A 14944-nucleotide genomic window follows, 5' to 3' on the forward strand; every position below is an offset into this window, starting at 1 on the left:
GTGTCAGCGGGTGCCGCGCAGGCGGCGCCACGGGGTGAAGGTGAACACCGCGCCGCCGAGCAGGATCACGGTGCCGGCGACCAGGGCCAGGGCCTTGATGCCGCCCTCGTCCTCGGCGCCGGTCTCGGCGAGGCCGCCGGAGGTGGTGCTGCCGGTGGTGCTGGTCGAGGAGCCGGAGCCGCCCGGCTGGGCGGCGGTGTCCAGCTCCAGGGAGACGCCGCTGCTGGCCGCCTTGCAGGGAACGTTGATCGGCGTGGCACCGGGGGCCATCGTGACGTCGATCGTCAGCTGGTCCGGGCTCAGCGTCACCTTGCCGGACTTCCCGGGCTTGTAGGTGCCGGTCATGTCGCTGAGGCTGACCGGAGCCTTGTCCGGGATCGGGTCCGCGTTGGCCGGGCCCGATACCTTGACCGTGCCGCTGTCGGCCCCGCCCAGCTTCACGTTCATCGAGGGCTTGAGGGCTCCCGCGGGCAGGGCCATGGGCGCGGCCATCGCGCCCTTCGCGGTCTTGACCGTCAGGTCGTAGCTGCCGCCGTTCTTCTTCGCGTTGATCGTGACCGGGGTCTTGATGCCGCCGGGGACGACCGGGCCGCAGTCGAAGGCCACCTCGACCGGCTTGCCCGGGAAGTCGGTCTGGCCGCCGCCTCCCCCGGTGGTCCCGCCGTCGGCACCGCCGTTCGTGGCACCGCCGTTCGTCGCGCCGCCGTTCGTCGCGCCGCCGCTGGAGCCGGCCGACACGTCGATGGTGGCGCCGCCCTTGACCTCACCGACCGGCGCGCACTTGGTGACGAACGTGCCGAAGGAGAAGGTGACGGCGACGTCGTACTTGCCGGGGGTCAGGGTGACCTTGCCGGCCTTGGTGAGCTTCAGCTTGCCCTTCATGGCGGACATGACCATGGGGGCCTTCTTGGGGATCGGCGGGTTCTTCTTCTCCCCGACGACCTTCAGCTCGCCCGCCTGGCCGCCGCCCACCGTGATCCAGCCGGTGGGCTGGACCGCGTCCTTCGGGATGTCCATCAGGTCGGTGTTGTTCGAGGCCGGTTTGACGGTCTCCCAGACCACGTCCACCTCGTCGCCGACCTTGGCCGTGGCCGGGGCGGTGACCTTGGCGGTGGTCTCGCCCTCCACCGGGTCCCCGCCGCCGGCCGGCGGCACGCATTTGACCTTGAACGTGGCCTCGGCGGCCTGGGCGGGAGAAGCCGTGATGGCGATGCCCGCGCCGCCGAGCAGCAGCGCGACCACGGCCGCGCTCACCCTCCGTTGGGTCTTCACAATGGTCCCTTCGTCGTCGAACGGTTCTCAGACGGTGCGGACGTCTGTGGTGCTGTCTCCGGCGCGCTGTCCGGGGTGAACCACGGCAGGACCGCCGTGGTGGTCGAAGGGGGCTCCGCCGGCTGCGCGGAGCGGGCCGGCCCGGCCGGGCGCAGGGCGGGCAGCCGGGGCAGCCGGGCCGTCACCGCCGACGCGGCTTCGGCGGGCCGCGCGCCCCGGTGGCGGCCGGCCGCGGGCACGGCGCGCGGCCGGACCTTGTCGACGACGGCCATGCCGATGCGGAAGAGCGCGGCCGGGATCACGAGCAGGAGCAGGCCCCAGAAGAGCAGCACCCCGTAGGAGCGGTCCACGCCCCAGGGCTGGGTGGCCACGACGGTCTCGCCGTACTTGAGCGAGATCGTGTAGTCGCCGTGGGCGCCGGCGGTGAGGGCGGCGTCGAGGGCGATCTCCGCCTTGCCGCCCGGCGGGATGGTGCCCTTCCACCGGACCTCCTCCCACAGCGGGGCGAACACCCCGTGGGCGGTGCCGAGCTGGAAGACCGGATCCTTGACCGGGGCCGAGCCGAGATTGCCGACGGTGACCTTGAACTTCCGGCTCGGCGGGGCGCCGAACCAGGTCAGCACCCCGTCCTCGCCCTCCAGCCGGACCCCGGTGAGCATCGCGAGGCGGGCCGTGCCGGATTCGGCGGGCAGTTCGGCCACCGGGTGGTCGGTGATCTTCAGCGGGACCGCGACGGTGGACTGGTCGCCGTTGACGGAGGTGACGTTGACGACGCAGGGGCAGGGCTTGGGCGGCGCGACCACGGCCAGCCGGGCGGTGAAGCGTCCGTCGTCGGCGACGGAGACGGCGGCGCCGTCGGCGTTGGCGCAGCTGTTGGTGCCGCCGATCATGTTCTGTCCGCAGACCAGGAGCATCACCAGCGTCTTGGCCCGCCAGCCGGTGCCGGTGACGGTGATCTCGGTGCCCTTGACAGCCTCCTGGAGCGAGAGGGCGGCGGTGGCCTTGCCCTCGTCGGCCGCGGCCGGGGCGACGGGGAACAGCGCGAGGGCGCACACCGCCAGCCCCACCAGCCCCGCCAGGAGGAACCGGACCGTGGTGCCGGCCTTGCCGCGGACCTTGCCGCCGACCATGGCGCTCACCTGGACGCTCCCGTCAGTTCGTGTTCCGGTGCAGAGGTCGGGCCGGGCCGCTCGGAGGTCTCTCCCGGCTCCTCTCCGCCGGGCGGGTCCTGCCGGGTGCGCCGGCCCCGTACGAGGAACAGTGCGGCCAGCGTGGTCCCGCCGAGGCCGAGCAGGCCGAGGCCCGTCCAGCCGGCGGCCCGCCACGGCACGAACCAGGCGGACGCGCTCCCCTCGGCCCGGGCGCCGCCCGGGGCGGTGACGGTGACGCTCACGCGGACCCGGTCGAACACCGGGGCTCCGGGCCAGGGTTCGGTCAGCTCGACGCGCTGGCCGGGGAGCAGTTCGACGGGCAGGGCCCGGGCGCCACGGCCGGGTACCTCGCCGAAGCGGCCCTCGGCGCGCAGGGACAGCTCGGGGGCGAGGGCGACGTTGCCGCGGTTGACCAGGGTGTACGCGACGACCGCGGCCGCGCCCCGGCCCCGTACGGCGACGTCCTCGACGGTGAGGGCGGCCAGGGTGGGGCCGCCGACCCGCAGGTGCACCCGTACGCCCACCTCACGGCCGGCCTCGGTGGCGACCACGGCGGCGGGGTGGTCGCCGGGCGGGGACGAGGGCGGCACGGTGACGGTGAAGGGGACCACCGCGCGAGTGTGGGGCGGGATCTTCACGGTGGCTCCGGCGCCGAAGCTGATCCAGGCGCCGGCGCCGGTGGACCCGGCGGCGGGGCGCACCGCGAAGGCCCCGTCGGCGGTGTTGTAGGCGTCGGCCCCGCGCAGGGTGACCGTGTGCTCCTGGTCGGTGGTGTTGGCCAGGGCGAGGTGGTCCTCCAGCACGGTGCCGGCGGTGCCCGCCATGTAGAAGAACGGGCGCGTGAAATACGGGCGCGTGGAGTGCGGGTCGGCGCCGGTGCGGGGGACGGCCTGGCCGGCGGCGGGTTCGGCGGTCCAGCCCGGTTCGTCGGCGGCAGCGCCGTAAGCGGGCCCGGCGGGGCCCGCGTACAGGGCGGTGGCGGCGAGCAGGATCAGGCCGGCGCGCTTGAGGCGGTGGGGGGCGTGGAGCACGGGCATGGCCGGGGGTGCTCCGTTCAGGACCGGGCCCGCTGGCCGCGCCGGGTCAGCCAGAGCACGCCGGCGACGCCGGAGAGCAGCACGGTGCCGCCGAGGGTGCCGAGGGCGAGGGCGGAGTCGGTGGGTCCGGTCTGCGGGAGGGTGTCCTCGTCCGAGCCGCCGCCGGACTGGGCGGCGGCGCCGCCGGCGGCCGTGACGTCGAGCTCCAGGGACGGGCCGGGGCTGTTGCCCGGGGTGCAGGTGGTCGTGGTGCCCATCGCCTTGATGGTGAGCACGCCGGCGGTGAAGGTGACCTTGCCGCTCTTCTTGGGCGTGTAGGTGCCCGAGAGGTCGGTGATCTTGATGGGTGTGTCGGCGGGCGCTGCCTCGGGGTTGGGCGGGCCGGAGACCGGTACGGACACCTTCTCGGCGCCGTCGACGAGGATGACGGCGCTGGGGCTCATCGCGCCCTTGCCCAGTTCGATGGGGCTGGACGAGACGCCCTTCTGGAAGGACATCGTCAGCTTGTACGCCTCGCCGTCCTTGACGGCCTTGATGTCGATGGGCGAGATCGCCGACTTGTCCCCGATCGGGGTCTTGCAGTCGTACGCCACGTCGACGACGGCGGCGTGGGCTGCGGGGGCGGCCAGCAGGACCGCCGATCCGGCCAGCGCGGAGGCCAGCGCGAGCGCGGTGGAGCGTTTGCGGTCGGACACCTTCGTCTTCCCCTCGGGCCACAAATAACTGACGACACATCAGATTGGTGGCTCAAGGTACGCCCGGGGTCTTACGGAGGGAAGACAAAGGACAGCCCCGGATTGACCGTTCGTCAGTGCACCCGGCGGCCCCGCTGCCAGACGGCCGAGACGAGCGGGACGCCCGGGCGGTAGGCGAGGTGGACGTGGCTCGGGGCGTCCAGGAGGGCCAGGTCGGCGCGGGCTCCGGGGGTCACGACACCGATGTCCCCGCGGCGCAGGGCGCGGGCGCCGCCGGCGGTCGCCGACCACAGGGCCTCGTCCGGGGTCATCCGCATGTCGCGCACGGCGAGGGCGATGCAGAACGGCATGGAACTCGTGTAGGAGGAGCCGGGATTGCAGTCCGTGGACAGCGCGACGGTGGCGCCCGCGTCGATCAGCCGGCGGGCGTCGGGCCACACCGCGCGGGTGGAGAACTCGGCGCCGGGCAGCAGGGTGGCGACCGTGGTCCCCGCGGCCTGCGCGAGGGCGTCCACGTCGGCGTCGGTGAGGTGGGTGCAGTGGTCGGCGGAGGCGGCCTCCAGCTCCACGGCGAGCTGGACGCCGGGGCCGTAGGACAGCTGGTTGGCGTGCACGCGCGGGATCAGGCCGGCGGCGGCGCCCGCGGTGAGGATCGCGCGGGCCTGGTCGCCGTCGAAGGCACCCTTCTCGCAGAAGACGTCCACCCAGCGGGCGTACGGGGCGCAGGCCGCCAGCATCTCGCCGGTGACGAGGTCCACGTACGCGGCCGGGTCCTCGGCGTAGTCCGGGGAGACGATGTGCGCGCCGAGGTAGGTGACCTCCTCGGTGTGCGCGGCGGCGATGCGCAGGGCGCGGGCCTCGTCGGCGACGGTCAGGCCGTAGCCGGACTTGGTCTCGAAGGTGGTGGTGCCCTGGCGGCGGGCCTCGTCGAGGTGCCGGACGAGGCCCGCCTCCAGCTCGGCGTCGGTGGCGGCGCGGGTGGCGGCGACGGTGGTGCGGATGCCTCCGGCGGAGTAGGCGCGGCCCGACATGCGGGCGTTGAACTCCTGGGTGCGGTCGCCGGCGAAGACGAGGTGCGAGTGGGAGTCCACGAAGCCGGGGATGACGGCCCGGCCCTGCGCGTCGAAGACCTCGTCCGCGGTGGGCGCCTTGGCGGCGGGGCCGACCCAGGCGACGGTCTCGCCGTCGATGACGACGGCGGCGTTCTCGATCAGACCGAGGGGGCTGCCGTCGCCGAGGGCGGGGTCGTTGGTGACGAGGCTGCCGATGTTGGTGATGGCAGTGGTGGTCATGGGGTTCCTCTCAAAGCTTGCTTGTCCCCCACCCCGCCCCTTCCCGAAACCGGGCTCCGCCCCGGGAAACGGCGAAAGGGCGGGGTGGGGGACGAGCCCGCCGCAGGCGCCGCGGTCAGGCGCGCAGGGCTGCGATGGACTCGGACAGGGCCGTCGGGACGTCCCCGACCAGGGTGTGGTGGCCGTCGCGGACCACGTGGCGGCCGCCGACCACCGTGTGGCGGACATCGGCGGCGGTCGCCGCGAAGACGGCCGTCTCGGCGCCCAGCCGGGCCGGCGGGCCCGCCGTGCGTACGGAGTCCAGCGCGATCGTGGTGAAGTCCGCGAGCGCGCCCGCCTCCAGGCGGCCCGCGTCGTGCAGGCCCAGCGCCGCATGGCCGTCGGCGGTGGCGGCGGTGAGCAGGGCGTTCGCCGTCCAGTGGCCCCGGGTCCGGCTGCGCAGGCGCTCGTTCAGCTCCATCGCGCGGGCCTCTTCCAGCAGGTCGATCACGGCGTGGCTGTCGCTGCCGAGCGAGAGCGGGCTGCCCGCGTGCTGGAGGCGGGTCGCCGGGCCGATGCCGTCGGCGAGGTCGCGTTCGGTGGTGGGGCACATGCAGGTGCCGGTGGTGGTCCCGCCGAGGAGGGCGATGTCCGTGTCGGTGAGGTGCGTGTTGTGGACGCCGGTGGTGCGCGGGCCGAGCACGCCGTGGTCGGCCAGCAGCTGGGTCGGAGTGCGTCCGTGGGCGGCCTGGCAGGCGTCGTTCTCCGCGGTCTGCTCCGAGAGGTGGACGTGCAGGGGCGCCCGGCGCTCCTCGGCCCAGCCGGCCACGGTGGCCAGTTCGGCTGCGGGTACCGCGCGGACCGAGTGGATCGCGGCGCCGATCAGGGCGTGCTCGCGGGGCTTGAGGGCGCTCGCGCGCTCGGCCCAGGCCTCGGCGGTGCCGTCGGAGAAGCGCAGCTGGTGGGTGTTGGGGGCCTCGCCGAAGCCCGAGGACAGGTACGCGGTGTCCAGGAGCGTGATGCGGATGCCGGCCGCGGCGGCGGCCTCGATCAGGGCCTCGCCCATCGCGTTCGGGTCGGCGTACGCGGCGCCGCCGGGCGCGTGGTGGACGTAGTGGAACTCGCCGACGTTGGTGATGCCGGCCAGCGCCATCTCGGCGTAGACGGCGCGGGCGAGCGCGAAGTAGCTGTCGGGGGTGAGGTTCTGGGCGACCTTGTACATGAGGTCGCGCCAGGTCCAGAAGGTGCCGGAGCCGACCTGGACCGTGCCGCGCAGGGCCCGGTGGAAGGCGTGGCTGTGGGCGTTGGCCAGGCCCGGCAGCGTCAGGCCGCGCAGGACTTCGGCGCCGGGCGGCGGGGTCTCGACCCCGGTGCGCAGGGTGCCGATCCGCCCGTCTTCGGTGACCTCCAGGGCCACGCCCGGCTCGGTGGGGGTCCCCCCTGCTCGAGCGGAGCCGAGAGCTTGGGGGAGGGTGCCGAGCCAGGCGTGCTCCAGCCAGTACGTCGTCAACGACATGCCAGGCCTTCCAGTACGTCGGCGAGGGCGAGGACGCCGGCCACGCAGTCGTCCTCGGCGGCGAACTCCTTCGGGGAGTGGGAGACGCCGGTGGGGTTCCGCACGAACAGCATGGCGGTCGGGACGGCCGCCGACAGGATCCCTGCGTCGTGTCCCGCCCCGGTCCCGAGGACGGGGACCGAACCGCCCAGGATCCGGTTCATCTCGTCGCGCAGGGCGTGCTCGAATTCGACGACCGGGGTGAAGGACTCCCGGACGATGCCGAGGTCGATGCCGTCCTGGTCGGCGCGCTCGCGGGCCGCCTTCTCGATGGCCGTGACGACCGTGTCGAGGGTGGCCTGGTCGGCGGCCCGGGAGTCGAGCCAGCCGCGCACGAGGGAGGGGATGGCGTTGACCCCGTTGGGCTCGACCGAGATCTTCCCGAAGGTGGCGACGGCCCCCGCGAGGGCCGCCTCCGTACGGGCCGCGAGGACGGTCGCCGCGTAGGTGAGCATCGGGTCGCGGCGGTCGACCAGCCGGGTGGTGCCGGCGTGGTTGGCCTCGCCGCGGAAGTCGAACCGCCAGCGGCCGTGCGGCCAGATCGCGGAGGCGATGCCGACCCGGTCCCCGGACAGGTCCAGGGCGCGGCCCTGTTCCACGTGCAGCTCGACGAAGGCGCCGATGCGGGCGAGCCGTTCGGGGTCGGCCCCGATGGCCTCGGGGTCGTATCCGGCGGCCTCCATGGCCTGGGGCAGGCCGATGCCGTCGGCGTCGCGGAGCTCGTACGCCTTCTCCTTGGTCAGCTGCCCGGCGGCGAGCCGGGAGCCGACGCAGGCGAGCCCGAAGCGGGCCCCTTCCTCGTCACCGAAGTTGGTGATGGCAAGTGGCCTGGAGAACTCCGTACCCCTCCTGCGGAGTTCGTCCAGGGCCGCGAAGGAGGACACCACCCCGAGGGGACCGTCGAAGGCCCCGCCGTCGGGGACGGAGTCCAGGTGCGAGCCGGTGACCACGGCGTCCCCCGCGAGGGGGTCGCCGAGCCAGGCCCACTGGTTGCCGTTGCGGTCGGTCTCGTACGTCAGCCCGCGCGCCTCGGCCTGCTCCTGGAACCAGGTCCGGCAGTCGGCGTCGGCCCCGCTCCAGGCGTAGCGGCGGTATCCGCCGGTGCCGGCGTCGCGGCCGATGGGCGCGAGCTCGGCCCACATCTCGTGGAAGGTCACGCGTCGTCGCCCTCGCGCATGGGGACGCGGACGCCGCGCTCGTCGGCGACGGACTCGGCGATGTCGTAGCCGGCGTCGACGTGGCGGATGACGCCCATGCCCGGGTCGTTGGTGAGGACGCGGCGGATCTTCTCGCCGGCCAGCGGGGTGCCGTCGGCGACGGTGACCTGGCCCGCGTGGATGGAGCGGCCCATGCCGACGCCGCCGCCGTGGTGGATGGAGACCCAAGAGGCGCCGGAGGCCACGTTGACCATGGCGTTGAGCAGCGGCCAGTCGGCGATGGCGTCGGAGCCGTCGAGCATGGCCTCGGTCTCGCGGTACGGGGAGGCCACCGAGCCGCAGTCGAGGTGGTCGCGGCCGATGACCAGCGGCGCGGCGAGGGTGCCGTCGGCGACCATCTCGTTGAAGCGCTCGCCGGCCTTGTCGCGCTCGCCGTAGCCGAGCCAGCAGATGCGCGCGGGCAGGCCCTGGAAGTGGACGCGCTCGCCGGCCATCTTGATCCAGCGGTGCAGGGACTCGTTCTCCGGGAAGAGTTCGAGCATCGCCTTGTCGGTCTTGTGGATGTCCGAGGCCTCGCCGGACAGGGCGGCCCAGCGGAAGGGGCCCTTGCCCTCGCAGAACAGCGGGCGGATGTAGGCGGGGACGAAGCCGGGGAAGGCGAAGGCGCGGTCGTAGCCGGCCAGCTGGGCCTCGCCGCGGATGGAGTTGCCGTAGTCGAAGACCTCGGCGCCGGCGTCCATGAAGCCGACCATGGCCTCGACGTGCTTGGCCATGGACTCGCGGGCGCGGGTGGTGAAGCCGGCCGGGTCCTTGGCGGCGTAGGCGGCCATGTCGTCGAAGTCGACGCCGACGGGCAGGTACGCGAGCGGGTCGTGGGCCGAGGTCTGGTCGGTCACGATGTCGATGGGCGCGCCCTCGGCCAGCATCTGCGGGAGCAGCTCGGCGGCGTTGCCGAGGAGGCCGATGGAGAGCGGCTTGCGGGCGTCGCGGGCCTCGACGGCCAGCTGGAGGGCGTGGCGCAGGTTGTCGGCCTTGACGTCCAGGTAGCGGTGCTCGATGCGGCGGTCGATGGCGCGCGGGTCGACGTCGATGCAGATCGCGACGCCGTCGTTCATCGTCACGGCCAGCGGCTGGGCGCCGCCCATGCCGCCGAGGCCGGCGGTCAGGGTGATGGTGCCGGCGAGGGTGCCGTTGAACTTCTTCGCGGCGACGGCGGCGAAGGTCTCGTAGGTGCCCTGAAGGATGCCCTGGGTGCCGATGTAGATCCAGGACCCGGCGGTCATCTGGCCGTACATGGTCAGGCCCAGGTGCTCCAGGCGGCGGAACTCCTCCCAGTTGGCCCAGTCGCCGACGAGGTTGGAGTTGGCGAGCAGGACGCGCGGCGCCCACTCGTGGGTCTGCATCACGCCGACCGGGCGGCCGGACTGGACGAGCATCGTCTCGTCCTGCTTGAGGGTCTGGAGGGTGCGGACCATCGCGTCGTACGAGCGCCAGTCGCGGGCGGCCTTGCCGGTGCCGCCGTAGACGACGAGCTTGTCGGGGTGCTCGGCGACCTCGGGGTCGAGGTTGTTCTGGAGCATCCGCAGCGCGGCCTCCTGCTGCCATCCCAGGGTGCTGAGCTCGGTGCCTCGCGCGGCACGTACGGGGCGGGGTCCTGACATGGCGGTGCCTCCTCCGATGTTGGTATTTCCATTCACATCCTGACGCGCTGAATAGATTCAGTCAACAGCTGCGGGCGGCCCCGTCGAATGATGGGATGACGGGCATGGCTGCAAACACGGATGTGGGCGAGGACGCCTCCGCCCGCCGGGACCTGGCCGTACGGGCCGCCGTCGAACAGGGACTCGTGGGCGGGACCGACTCCGCGGAGCCGCTGACCTGCCTGCTCGACACCGCCGGGATCCGCGCCTCCGCCGCCGCCCTGACCAGCGCCTTCGCGGCCGCCCTGGCCCCCGGCACCCCCGTCCTGCACGCCTTTGCCGTCAAGGCCGCCCCGCTCGTCCCGGTGCTGCGGCTGCTCGCGGACGCCGGGCTCGGCTGCGAGGTGGCCAGCCCCGGCGAGCTCGCGCTGGCCCGGGCGGCCGGGGTGCCCGCCGGGCGGACCGTCCTGGACTCCCCCGCCAAGACGGCCGCGGAACTGCGCGAGGCCCTGGCCCTGGGCATCGCCGTCAACGCCGACAACCCGCAGGAGCTGGCCCGCCTCGACGCGCTCGTCGCGCAGGCCCCCACCGGGGCCCCGATCGGCCTGCGGATCAATCCGCAGACCGGCGCCGGCACCATCGACGCGCTGTCCACCGCCACGTCGACCTCGAAGTTCGGGATCGCCCTGCGCGATCCCGGCGCACGCGAGTGGCTCGTACGGGCGTACCTGGACCGGCCGTGGCTCACCCGCCTGCACGTCCACTCGGGCTCGCAGGGCGTCCCCCTGCCCCTGATCGCGGAAGGCGTACGGGAACTGCACGCGCTGGCCGAGGAGATCAACACGGCCGCCGGGCGCCGCCAGGTCGACACCCTCGACATCGGCGGCGGCCTGCCGGTGAACTTCGCCTCGGACGAGGAGACGCCCCGGTTCGCCGCGTACGTGGCCGCGCTGCGCGAGGCGGCCCCCGCGCTCTTCTCCGGCGCGTACGGCCTGGTCACGGAGTTCGGCCGGTCGCTGCTGGCCAAGCACGGGCTGGTGCTGGCCCGGGTCGAGTACACCAAGACGACCGGGTCCCGCCCGATCGCCCTCACCCACGCCGGGGTGCAGCTCGCGACGCGCACCGCGTACGCGCCGGCGGCCTGGCCGGTGCGGATCCTGCCGTACGACGCGAAGGGGGCGCCGAAGACCGGCGACCCGGTCGCCCAGGACGTAGCGGGGCCGGCCTGCTTCGCGGGGGACCTGCTCGCGACGGCCCGTGAGCTGCCGCTGCTCGCCCCCGGCGACCTGATCGGCGTCCCGGACACCGGCGCGTACTTCTTCACCGCGCACTACGGCTACAACAGCCTGCCCCGCCCGGCGGTCCACGGCTTCGCCCTCACCCCGTCGGGCGAGGTCCGCTTCAGCCTCGCCCGCCCGGCGCAGGACCTGCCGTCGATCGTGACGGAGGCGGGCGGAGACTTCCGCGACGCCCTGCTGTAGCGCCGGGGCCCGCCCCGGACCCCCGGCAGCGGCCGCGCACTCCGGACGGCGGCCTCAGGCGGAGAGGGTGGCCGCCAGGGCCGGGGCCAGGCCCCGGACCACGCCCTCCGGGGTCAGGGCGACCACCGCGGGGAGCCGCAGGAGGTAGCGGGTCAGGGCCAGACCCAGCAGCTGCGCGGAGACCAGGCCCGCCGCGGCCGCGGCCCGCTCCGGGCCGACGGCGGCCGCCAGCGCCGGGGCGACCTGCGCCGCGAACACCTCCCGCATCCGGGCCGCGGCCTGCTCGTTCGTCACCGCCGAGCGCAGCAGCACCAGCAGGGCGTCGTCGGCGGGATCGCCCTCCCACCGCTCCACGAAGTGGCGTACGAGGGCTGCGGGGAGCTCCCCGGCCGGCACGGCGCCCAGGTCGGGCAGGCGCAGGTCCACCGCGAGGGCGGCGCCGAAGAGCTGCTCCTTGCTGCCGAAGTAGCGCATGACCATCGACGGGTCGATCTCCGCGTCGGCCGCGACGGCGCGGATGGTGGTGCGCTCGTAGCCCTGCGCGGCGAAGCGCTCCCGGGCCGCCCGCAGGATCGCCGTCTTGGTCAGGTCGGAGGTACGTCGTGCCGTCATGCCAACGATCGTAGGCCAACAAGCGTTGACATGCCAGCGAGGCGGGTGCACGCTCATGTCAACAGTCGTTGGCCAACAAGCGTTGGCCCGTCGGAGGAGGCTCGCATGACCAGCACCGCCGCACTCCCTGCCCGTACGGACGTGGCCATCGTCGGCGCCGGCCCCACCGGACTCGCCCTCGCCGTGACCCTGGCCGGGGCCGGCGTCGACTTCGTTCTCCTCGACAAGCAGGCCGAGGGTGCCAACACCTCCCGCGCCGCCGTCGTGCACGCCCGCACGCTGGAGGTCCTCGACGAGCTCGACCCGTCGGGTGCCCTCTCCGCCGAGCTCGTCGGCCGCGGCATCCCCGTCACCCGGTTCCAGCTCCGCGACGGGGCCCGCCCCCTGGCCCGAGTCACCTTCGACCGCCTGCGCACGGCCCACCCGTACGCGCTGATGGTCCCCCAGTACGAGACCGAGGCCGTGCTCCTGGAGCGCCTGCGCGCCCTCGGCGGCGACGTCCACCGCCCCTACGAGGTCACCTCCGTCACCCAGGACGCGGACGGGGTCATCCTCACCACCGCCACCGGCGAAACCCTGCGCGCGGCCCACGCCGTCGGCGCCGACGGGATGCACAGCGCGGTCCGCGAGGCCGCGGGGATCGGCTTCACCGGCAGCGCCTACGGAGAGTCCTTCGTCCTCGCCGATGTCGTCATGGACTGGGCCCCCGGCCCCCGGGAGGTCTCGCTCGCCTTCGGCGCGGCCGGGCTCACCGTGGTCGCCCCGCTGCCCGGGGGCCACTACCGGATCGTCACCACGGTCGCCGAGGCCCCCGCCGCCCCGGACCTCGCCTTCGTGCAAGGTCTGCTGGACGAGCGCGTCCCCGGCCAGGCCACGGTCCGCGAGCTCGTCTGGTCCTCCCGGTTCCGGATCCACCACCGGGTCGCCGACCGCTACCGGGCCGGGCGACTGCTGCTCGCCGGGGACGCCGCGCACGTGCACAGCCCGGCCGGCGGGCAGGGCATGAACACCGGCATCCAGGACGGCCACGCCCTCGGCCGCGCCCTGGCCACCGGGGACCTCGACGGCTATGAGGCGCGCCGCCGCCCGGTCGCCCTGCGGGTGGTGGCCCTCACCGACCGGATGACCCGGATCGCGACCACCCGCAGCCGGGCGCTGCGCACCGTACGCAACGCCCTGCTCCCGGTCCTCCTGCGGATCCCGGCGCTGCGCGACCGGCTGGCGAACGAGCTGGCGGAGCTGGACTACCGCTGAGACCGCGGACTACTCCACGAACAGCCCCCGCGCCGCGGCTCGGGCGTCGAAGGCCTCCAGGCGGGCCTGCGCGTCCGGGAGGGCGTCCGCCATCGCCTCCAGCAGCACCCGCCCCAGCAGCATCGGCGCGCACGCCGTGTCGAACGCCAGCCCCGTCCCGACCGGCGCCGGGATCAGCAGGTCCGAGTGGCGGGCCACGGGCGCGAAGGCCGAGTCGGCGACCGTCACCACGGTCAGTCCGGCCGCACGCCCGTGCTCCAGCGCCTCCGCCACCTCCCGGGGATGCCGGGGCAGCGCGAAGCACAGCAGCGCCGAGGCCCCCGCGCCGGCGGCCGCGTCGATCCGGTCGGCGAGCATCGAGCCGCCCTCGTCGAGGAGGCGTACGTCCGGGTGCACCTTGGCCGCGAAGTACGCGAACCCGCGCGCCTGCGAGGACGCCGCCCGCAGCCCGAGCACCGGCAGCGGGGCCGAGGCGGCGAGCAGCCGTCCGGCCTCCTCGACGGGCGCGGGATCGGCGAGCATCTCGGCGAGCTGCCGCAGGTTCTCGATCTCGCCGAGCACGGCCTGCTGGTACTCGTTGTACGAGTCCTCCTGCGCGGCCTCGGCCCGCTCGGCGGGAGCCACCTCGCGCAGGTGCCGGCGCAGCGCGGGATACCCGTCGAAGCCCAGCGCCACCGCGAAGCGCGTCACCGACGGCTGGCTCACCCCGGCCAGCTCGGCGAGCTCGACGCTCGACAGGAAGGGCACGTCCGCCGCTCCGCGGACCATGCAGTGCGCGATCCGCCGCTGGGTCGGCGTCAGCCGGTGCCCCTCGAACAGCTTCTGCAGCCGCGTGGCCGGGCTGTCACTCATGCCGTCCCCTCCGTCCCGGTCAGATATTCAGTCACGGAGCACTCTGCATGCGGTTATGCAGCGGGGCAAGCCGTGCCCGCGATCCGGATACGGGGGCTAGCCCCAGTGCCGGGGCCCGCGGCCGTTCCTACCGTGGAGGCATGGACGCCCACGCCCAAGAGCTGAAGAAGGAACTCGACGCCACGATGGACGCCCGGCGGGAGCTGGGGCCGGAGTACGAGGCCGCGCTGGTGGACTCGTTCGTCGAGAAGGTCGACACCCAGGTCCGGCGGCGCCTCGCGGAGGAACGCCTGTCCGCGGCCCGCGGCGACACCCGCCCCTCCGCCTCGCCGGCGGACGGCAACTTCGGCGAACGCTTCGGCTTCGCGATCATCACCCTGGTGCTGGCGATCCCGCTGTCGGCCATCGCCGCAGCGGAGGCGCACCTGAGCGGCCTCCTGGTCAGCTGGGCCGGGATCGTGGGCGTGAACTTCATCCATGCCCGTCGCTCCCGGCTCGGTACGCAGACCCCCCGGGACTGACCCCGGGCCCGCCACCACCGCCGCACGGGCGAGTGAGCCGAAGGGGCGCGACGGGGGGTGGCGGCGAACGCGCGGAGGAAACCGTGAGGCACGAGCGGTTTTCGAGCACGTACGCCGTCACGAGCCGGCACAAGGCGCCCCGGAGGCGAACCGAGCCCAAAAAGAATGTGCGCGGGGACCGCCGCACCCTCGGTTGCCCGAGGGGCGGGACGACGGCGGTCCCCGCGAAGGACACGGCCGGGTCAGGGCCGTCCGCGTCCGTGGCGTCCGCGCGGTCCGGGAGCCGCTCCGGAAGTACGCGTACGCCGTTCTGTGGTGCCGGCCGGGATCCGGTCTCCCGGGCTTCCCTGCCGACAACCACCACTGTGCCGGAGCCGTGTTAAGCCGGTGCTGCCGTCACGTGTCATGCCCGTACCGTTTGCGCGAAGGCCACGCGCGGCCCCGTA

At 74.1% G+C, this 14944-nt stretch carries 13 protein-coding genes; 3 read left to right on the forward strand and 10 right to left on the reverse strand.

Going from position 1 to position 14944, the window contains the following annotated elements; all coding sequences use genetic code 11:
- Positions 1–3 precede the first annotated feature (3 nt).
- The 8 genes from OG472_RS19125 to hutU form a co-directional block, all read right to left on the reverse strand.
- The gene (locus tag OG472_RS19125; RefSeq protein WP_405830417.1) at positions 4–1272 is read right to left on the reverse strand and encodes a hypothetical protein; all 1269 of its coding nucleotides are present in this window, start codon (positions 1270–1272) and stop codon (positions 4–6) included.
- The gene (locus OG472_RS19130; protein ID WP_405830419.1) at positions 1269–2411 is read right to left on the reverse strand and encodes a hypothetical protein; all 1143 of its coding nucleotides are present in this window, start codon (positions 2409–2411) and stop codon (positions 1269–1271) included. The genes OG472_RS19125 and OG472_RS19130 overlap by 4 nt, the downstream gene beginning before the upstream one ends.
- Positions 2408–3460 (reverse strand): hypothetical protein, encoded by a 1053-nt coding sequence (locus tag OG472_RS19135; RefSeq protein ID WP_405830420.1) that lies wholly within the window; start codon positions 3458–3460, stop codon positions 2408–2410. Before OG472_RS19135 ends, OG472_RS19130 begins: the two co-directional genes overlap by 4 nt.
- A gap of 17 nt (positions 3461–3477) precedes the next feature.
- A complete protein-coding gene (locus OG472_RS19140) occupies positions 3478–4155 on the reverse strand; it encodes an LPXTG cell wall anchor domain-containing protein (RefSeq protein WP_401608786.1) in 678 nt (225 codons plus the stop codon).
- Between the two features lie 113 nt (positions 4156–4268).
- A complete protein-coding gene (hutI, locus tag OG472_RS19145; RefSeq protein WP_405941784.1) occupies positions 4269–5447 on the reverse strand; it encodes an imidazolonepropionase in 1179 nt (392 codons plus the stop codon).
- A 115-nt stretch (positions 5448–5562) separates the two neighbouring features.
- Positions 5563–6942 (reverse strand): formimidoylglutamate deiminase, encoded by a 1380-nt coding sequence (locus OG472_RS19150; RefSeq protein WP_405941785.1) that lies wholly within the window; start codon positions 6940–6942, stop codon positions 5563–5565.
- Positions 6933–8123, reverse strand: a complete 1191-nt coding sequence (locus tag OG472_RS19155; RefSeq protein ID WP_401608896.1) for an allantoate amidohydrolase — start codon at positions 8121–8123, stop codon at positions 6933–6935. The genes OG472_RS19150 and OG472_RS19155 overlap by 10 nt, the downstream gene beginning before the upstream one ends.
- A gap of 11 nt (positions 8124–8134) precedes the next feature.
- A complete protein-coding gene (hutU, locus tag OG472_RS19160) occupies positions 8135–9799 on the reverse strand; it encodes a urocanate hydratase (RefSeq protein WP_327262797.1) in 1665 nt (554 codons plus the stop codon).
- A 104-nt stretch (positions 9800–9903) separates the two neighbouring features.
- Here hutU and OG472_RS19165 point away from each other — a divergent pair, with 104 nt between their 5' ends.
- Positions 9904–11259: a diaminopimelate decarboxylase gene (locus OG472_RS19165; RefSeq protein ID WP_405830425.1), complete on the forward strand. Its 1356-nt coding sequence runs from the start codon at positions 9904–9906 to the stop codon at positions 11257–11259.
- A gap of 54 nt (positions 11260–11313) precedes the next feature.
- Here the strand turns inward: OG472_RS19165 and OG472_RS19170 are convergent, their stop codons facing one another.
- Positions 11314–11871: a TetR family transcriptional regulator gene (locus OG472_RS19170; protein WP_401608779.1), complete on the reverse strand. Its 558-nt coding sequence runs from the start codon at positions 11869–11871 to the stop codon at positions 11314–11316.
- Between the two features lie 105 nt (positions 11872–11976).
- On the opposite strand from OG472_RS19170, the gene OG472_RS19175 reads away from it, so the two are divergent.
- On the forward strand, positions 11977–13125 hold the full coding sequence (locus tag OG472_RS19175; protein ID WP_401608776.1) for an FAD-dependent oxidoreductase: 1149 nt from the start codon (positions 11977–11979) through the stop codon (positions 13123–13125).
- A gap of 9 nt (positions 13126–13134) precedes the next feature.
- Here OG472_RS19175 and OG472_RS19180 read toward each other — a convergent pair whose 3' ends face one another.
- A complete protein-coding gene (locus OG472_RS19180; RefSeq protein ID WP_401608774.1) occupies positions 13135–13977 on the reverse strand; it encodes a MurR/RpiR family transcriptional regulator in 843 nt (280 codons plus the stop codon).
- 140 nt (positions 13978–14117) lie between these two features.
- Here OG472_RS19180 and OG472_RS19185 point away from each other — a divergent pair, with 140 nt between their 5' ends.
- Positions 14118–14498, forward strand: coding sequence for a hypothetical protein (locus tag OG472_RS19185; protein WP_401608772.1), 381 nt, complete (start codon positions 14118–14120; stop codon positions 14496–14498).
- Positions 14499–14944: the final 446 nt, after the last annotated feature.

The organism is Streptomyces sp. NBC_00207, from assembly GCF_045160965.1.
Taxonomy (GTDB): Bacteria; Actinomycetota; Actinomycetes; order Streptomycetales; family Streptomycetaceae; genus Streptomyces.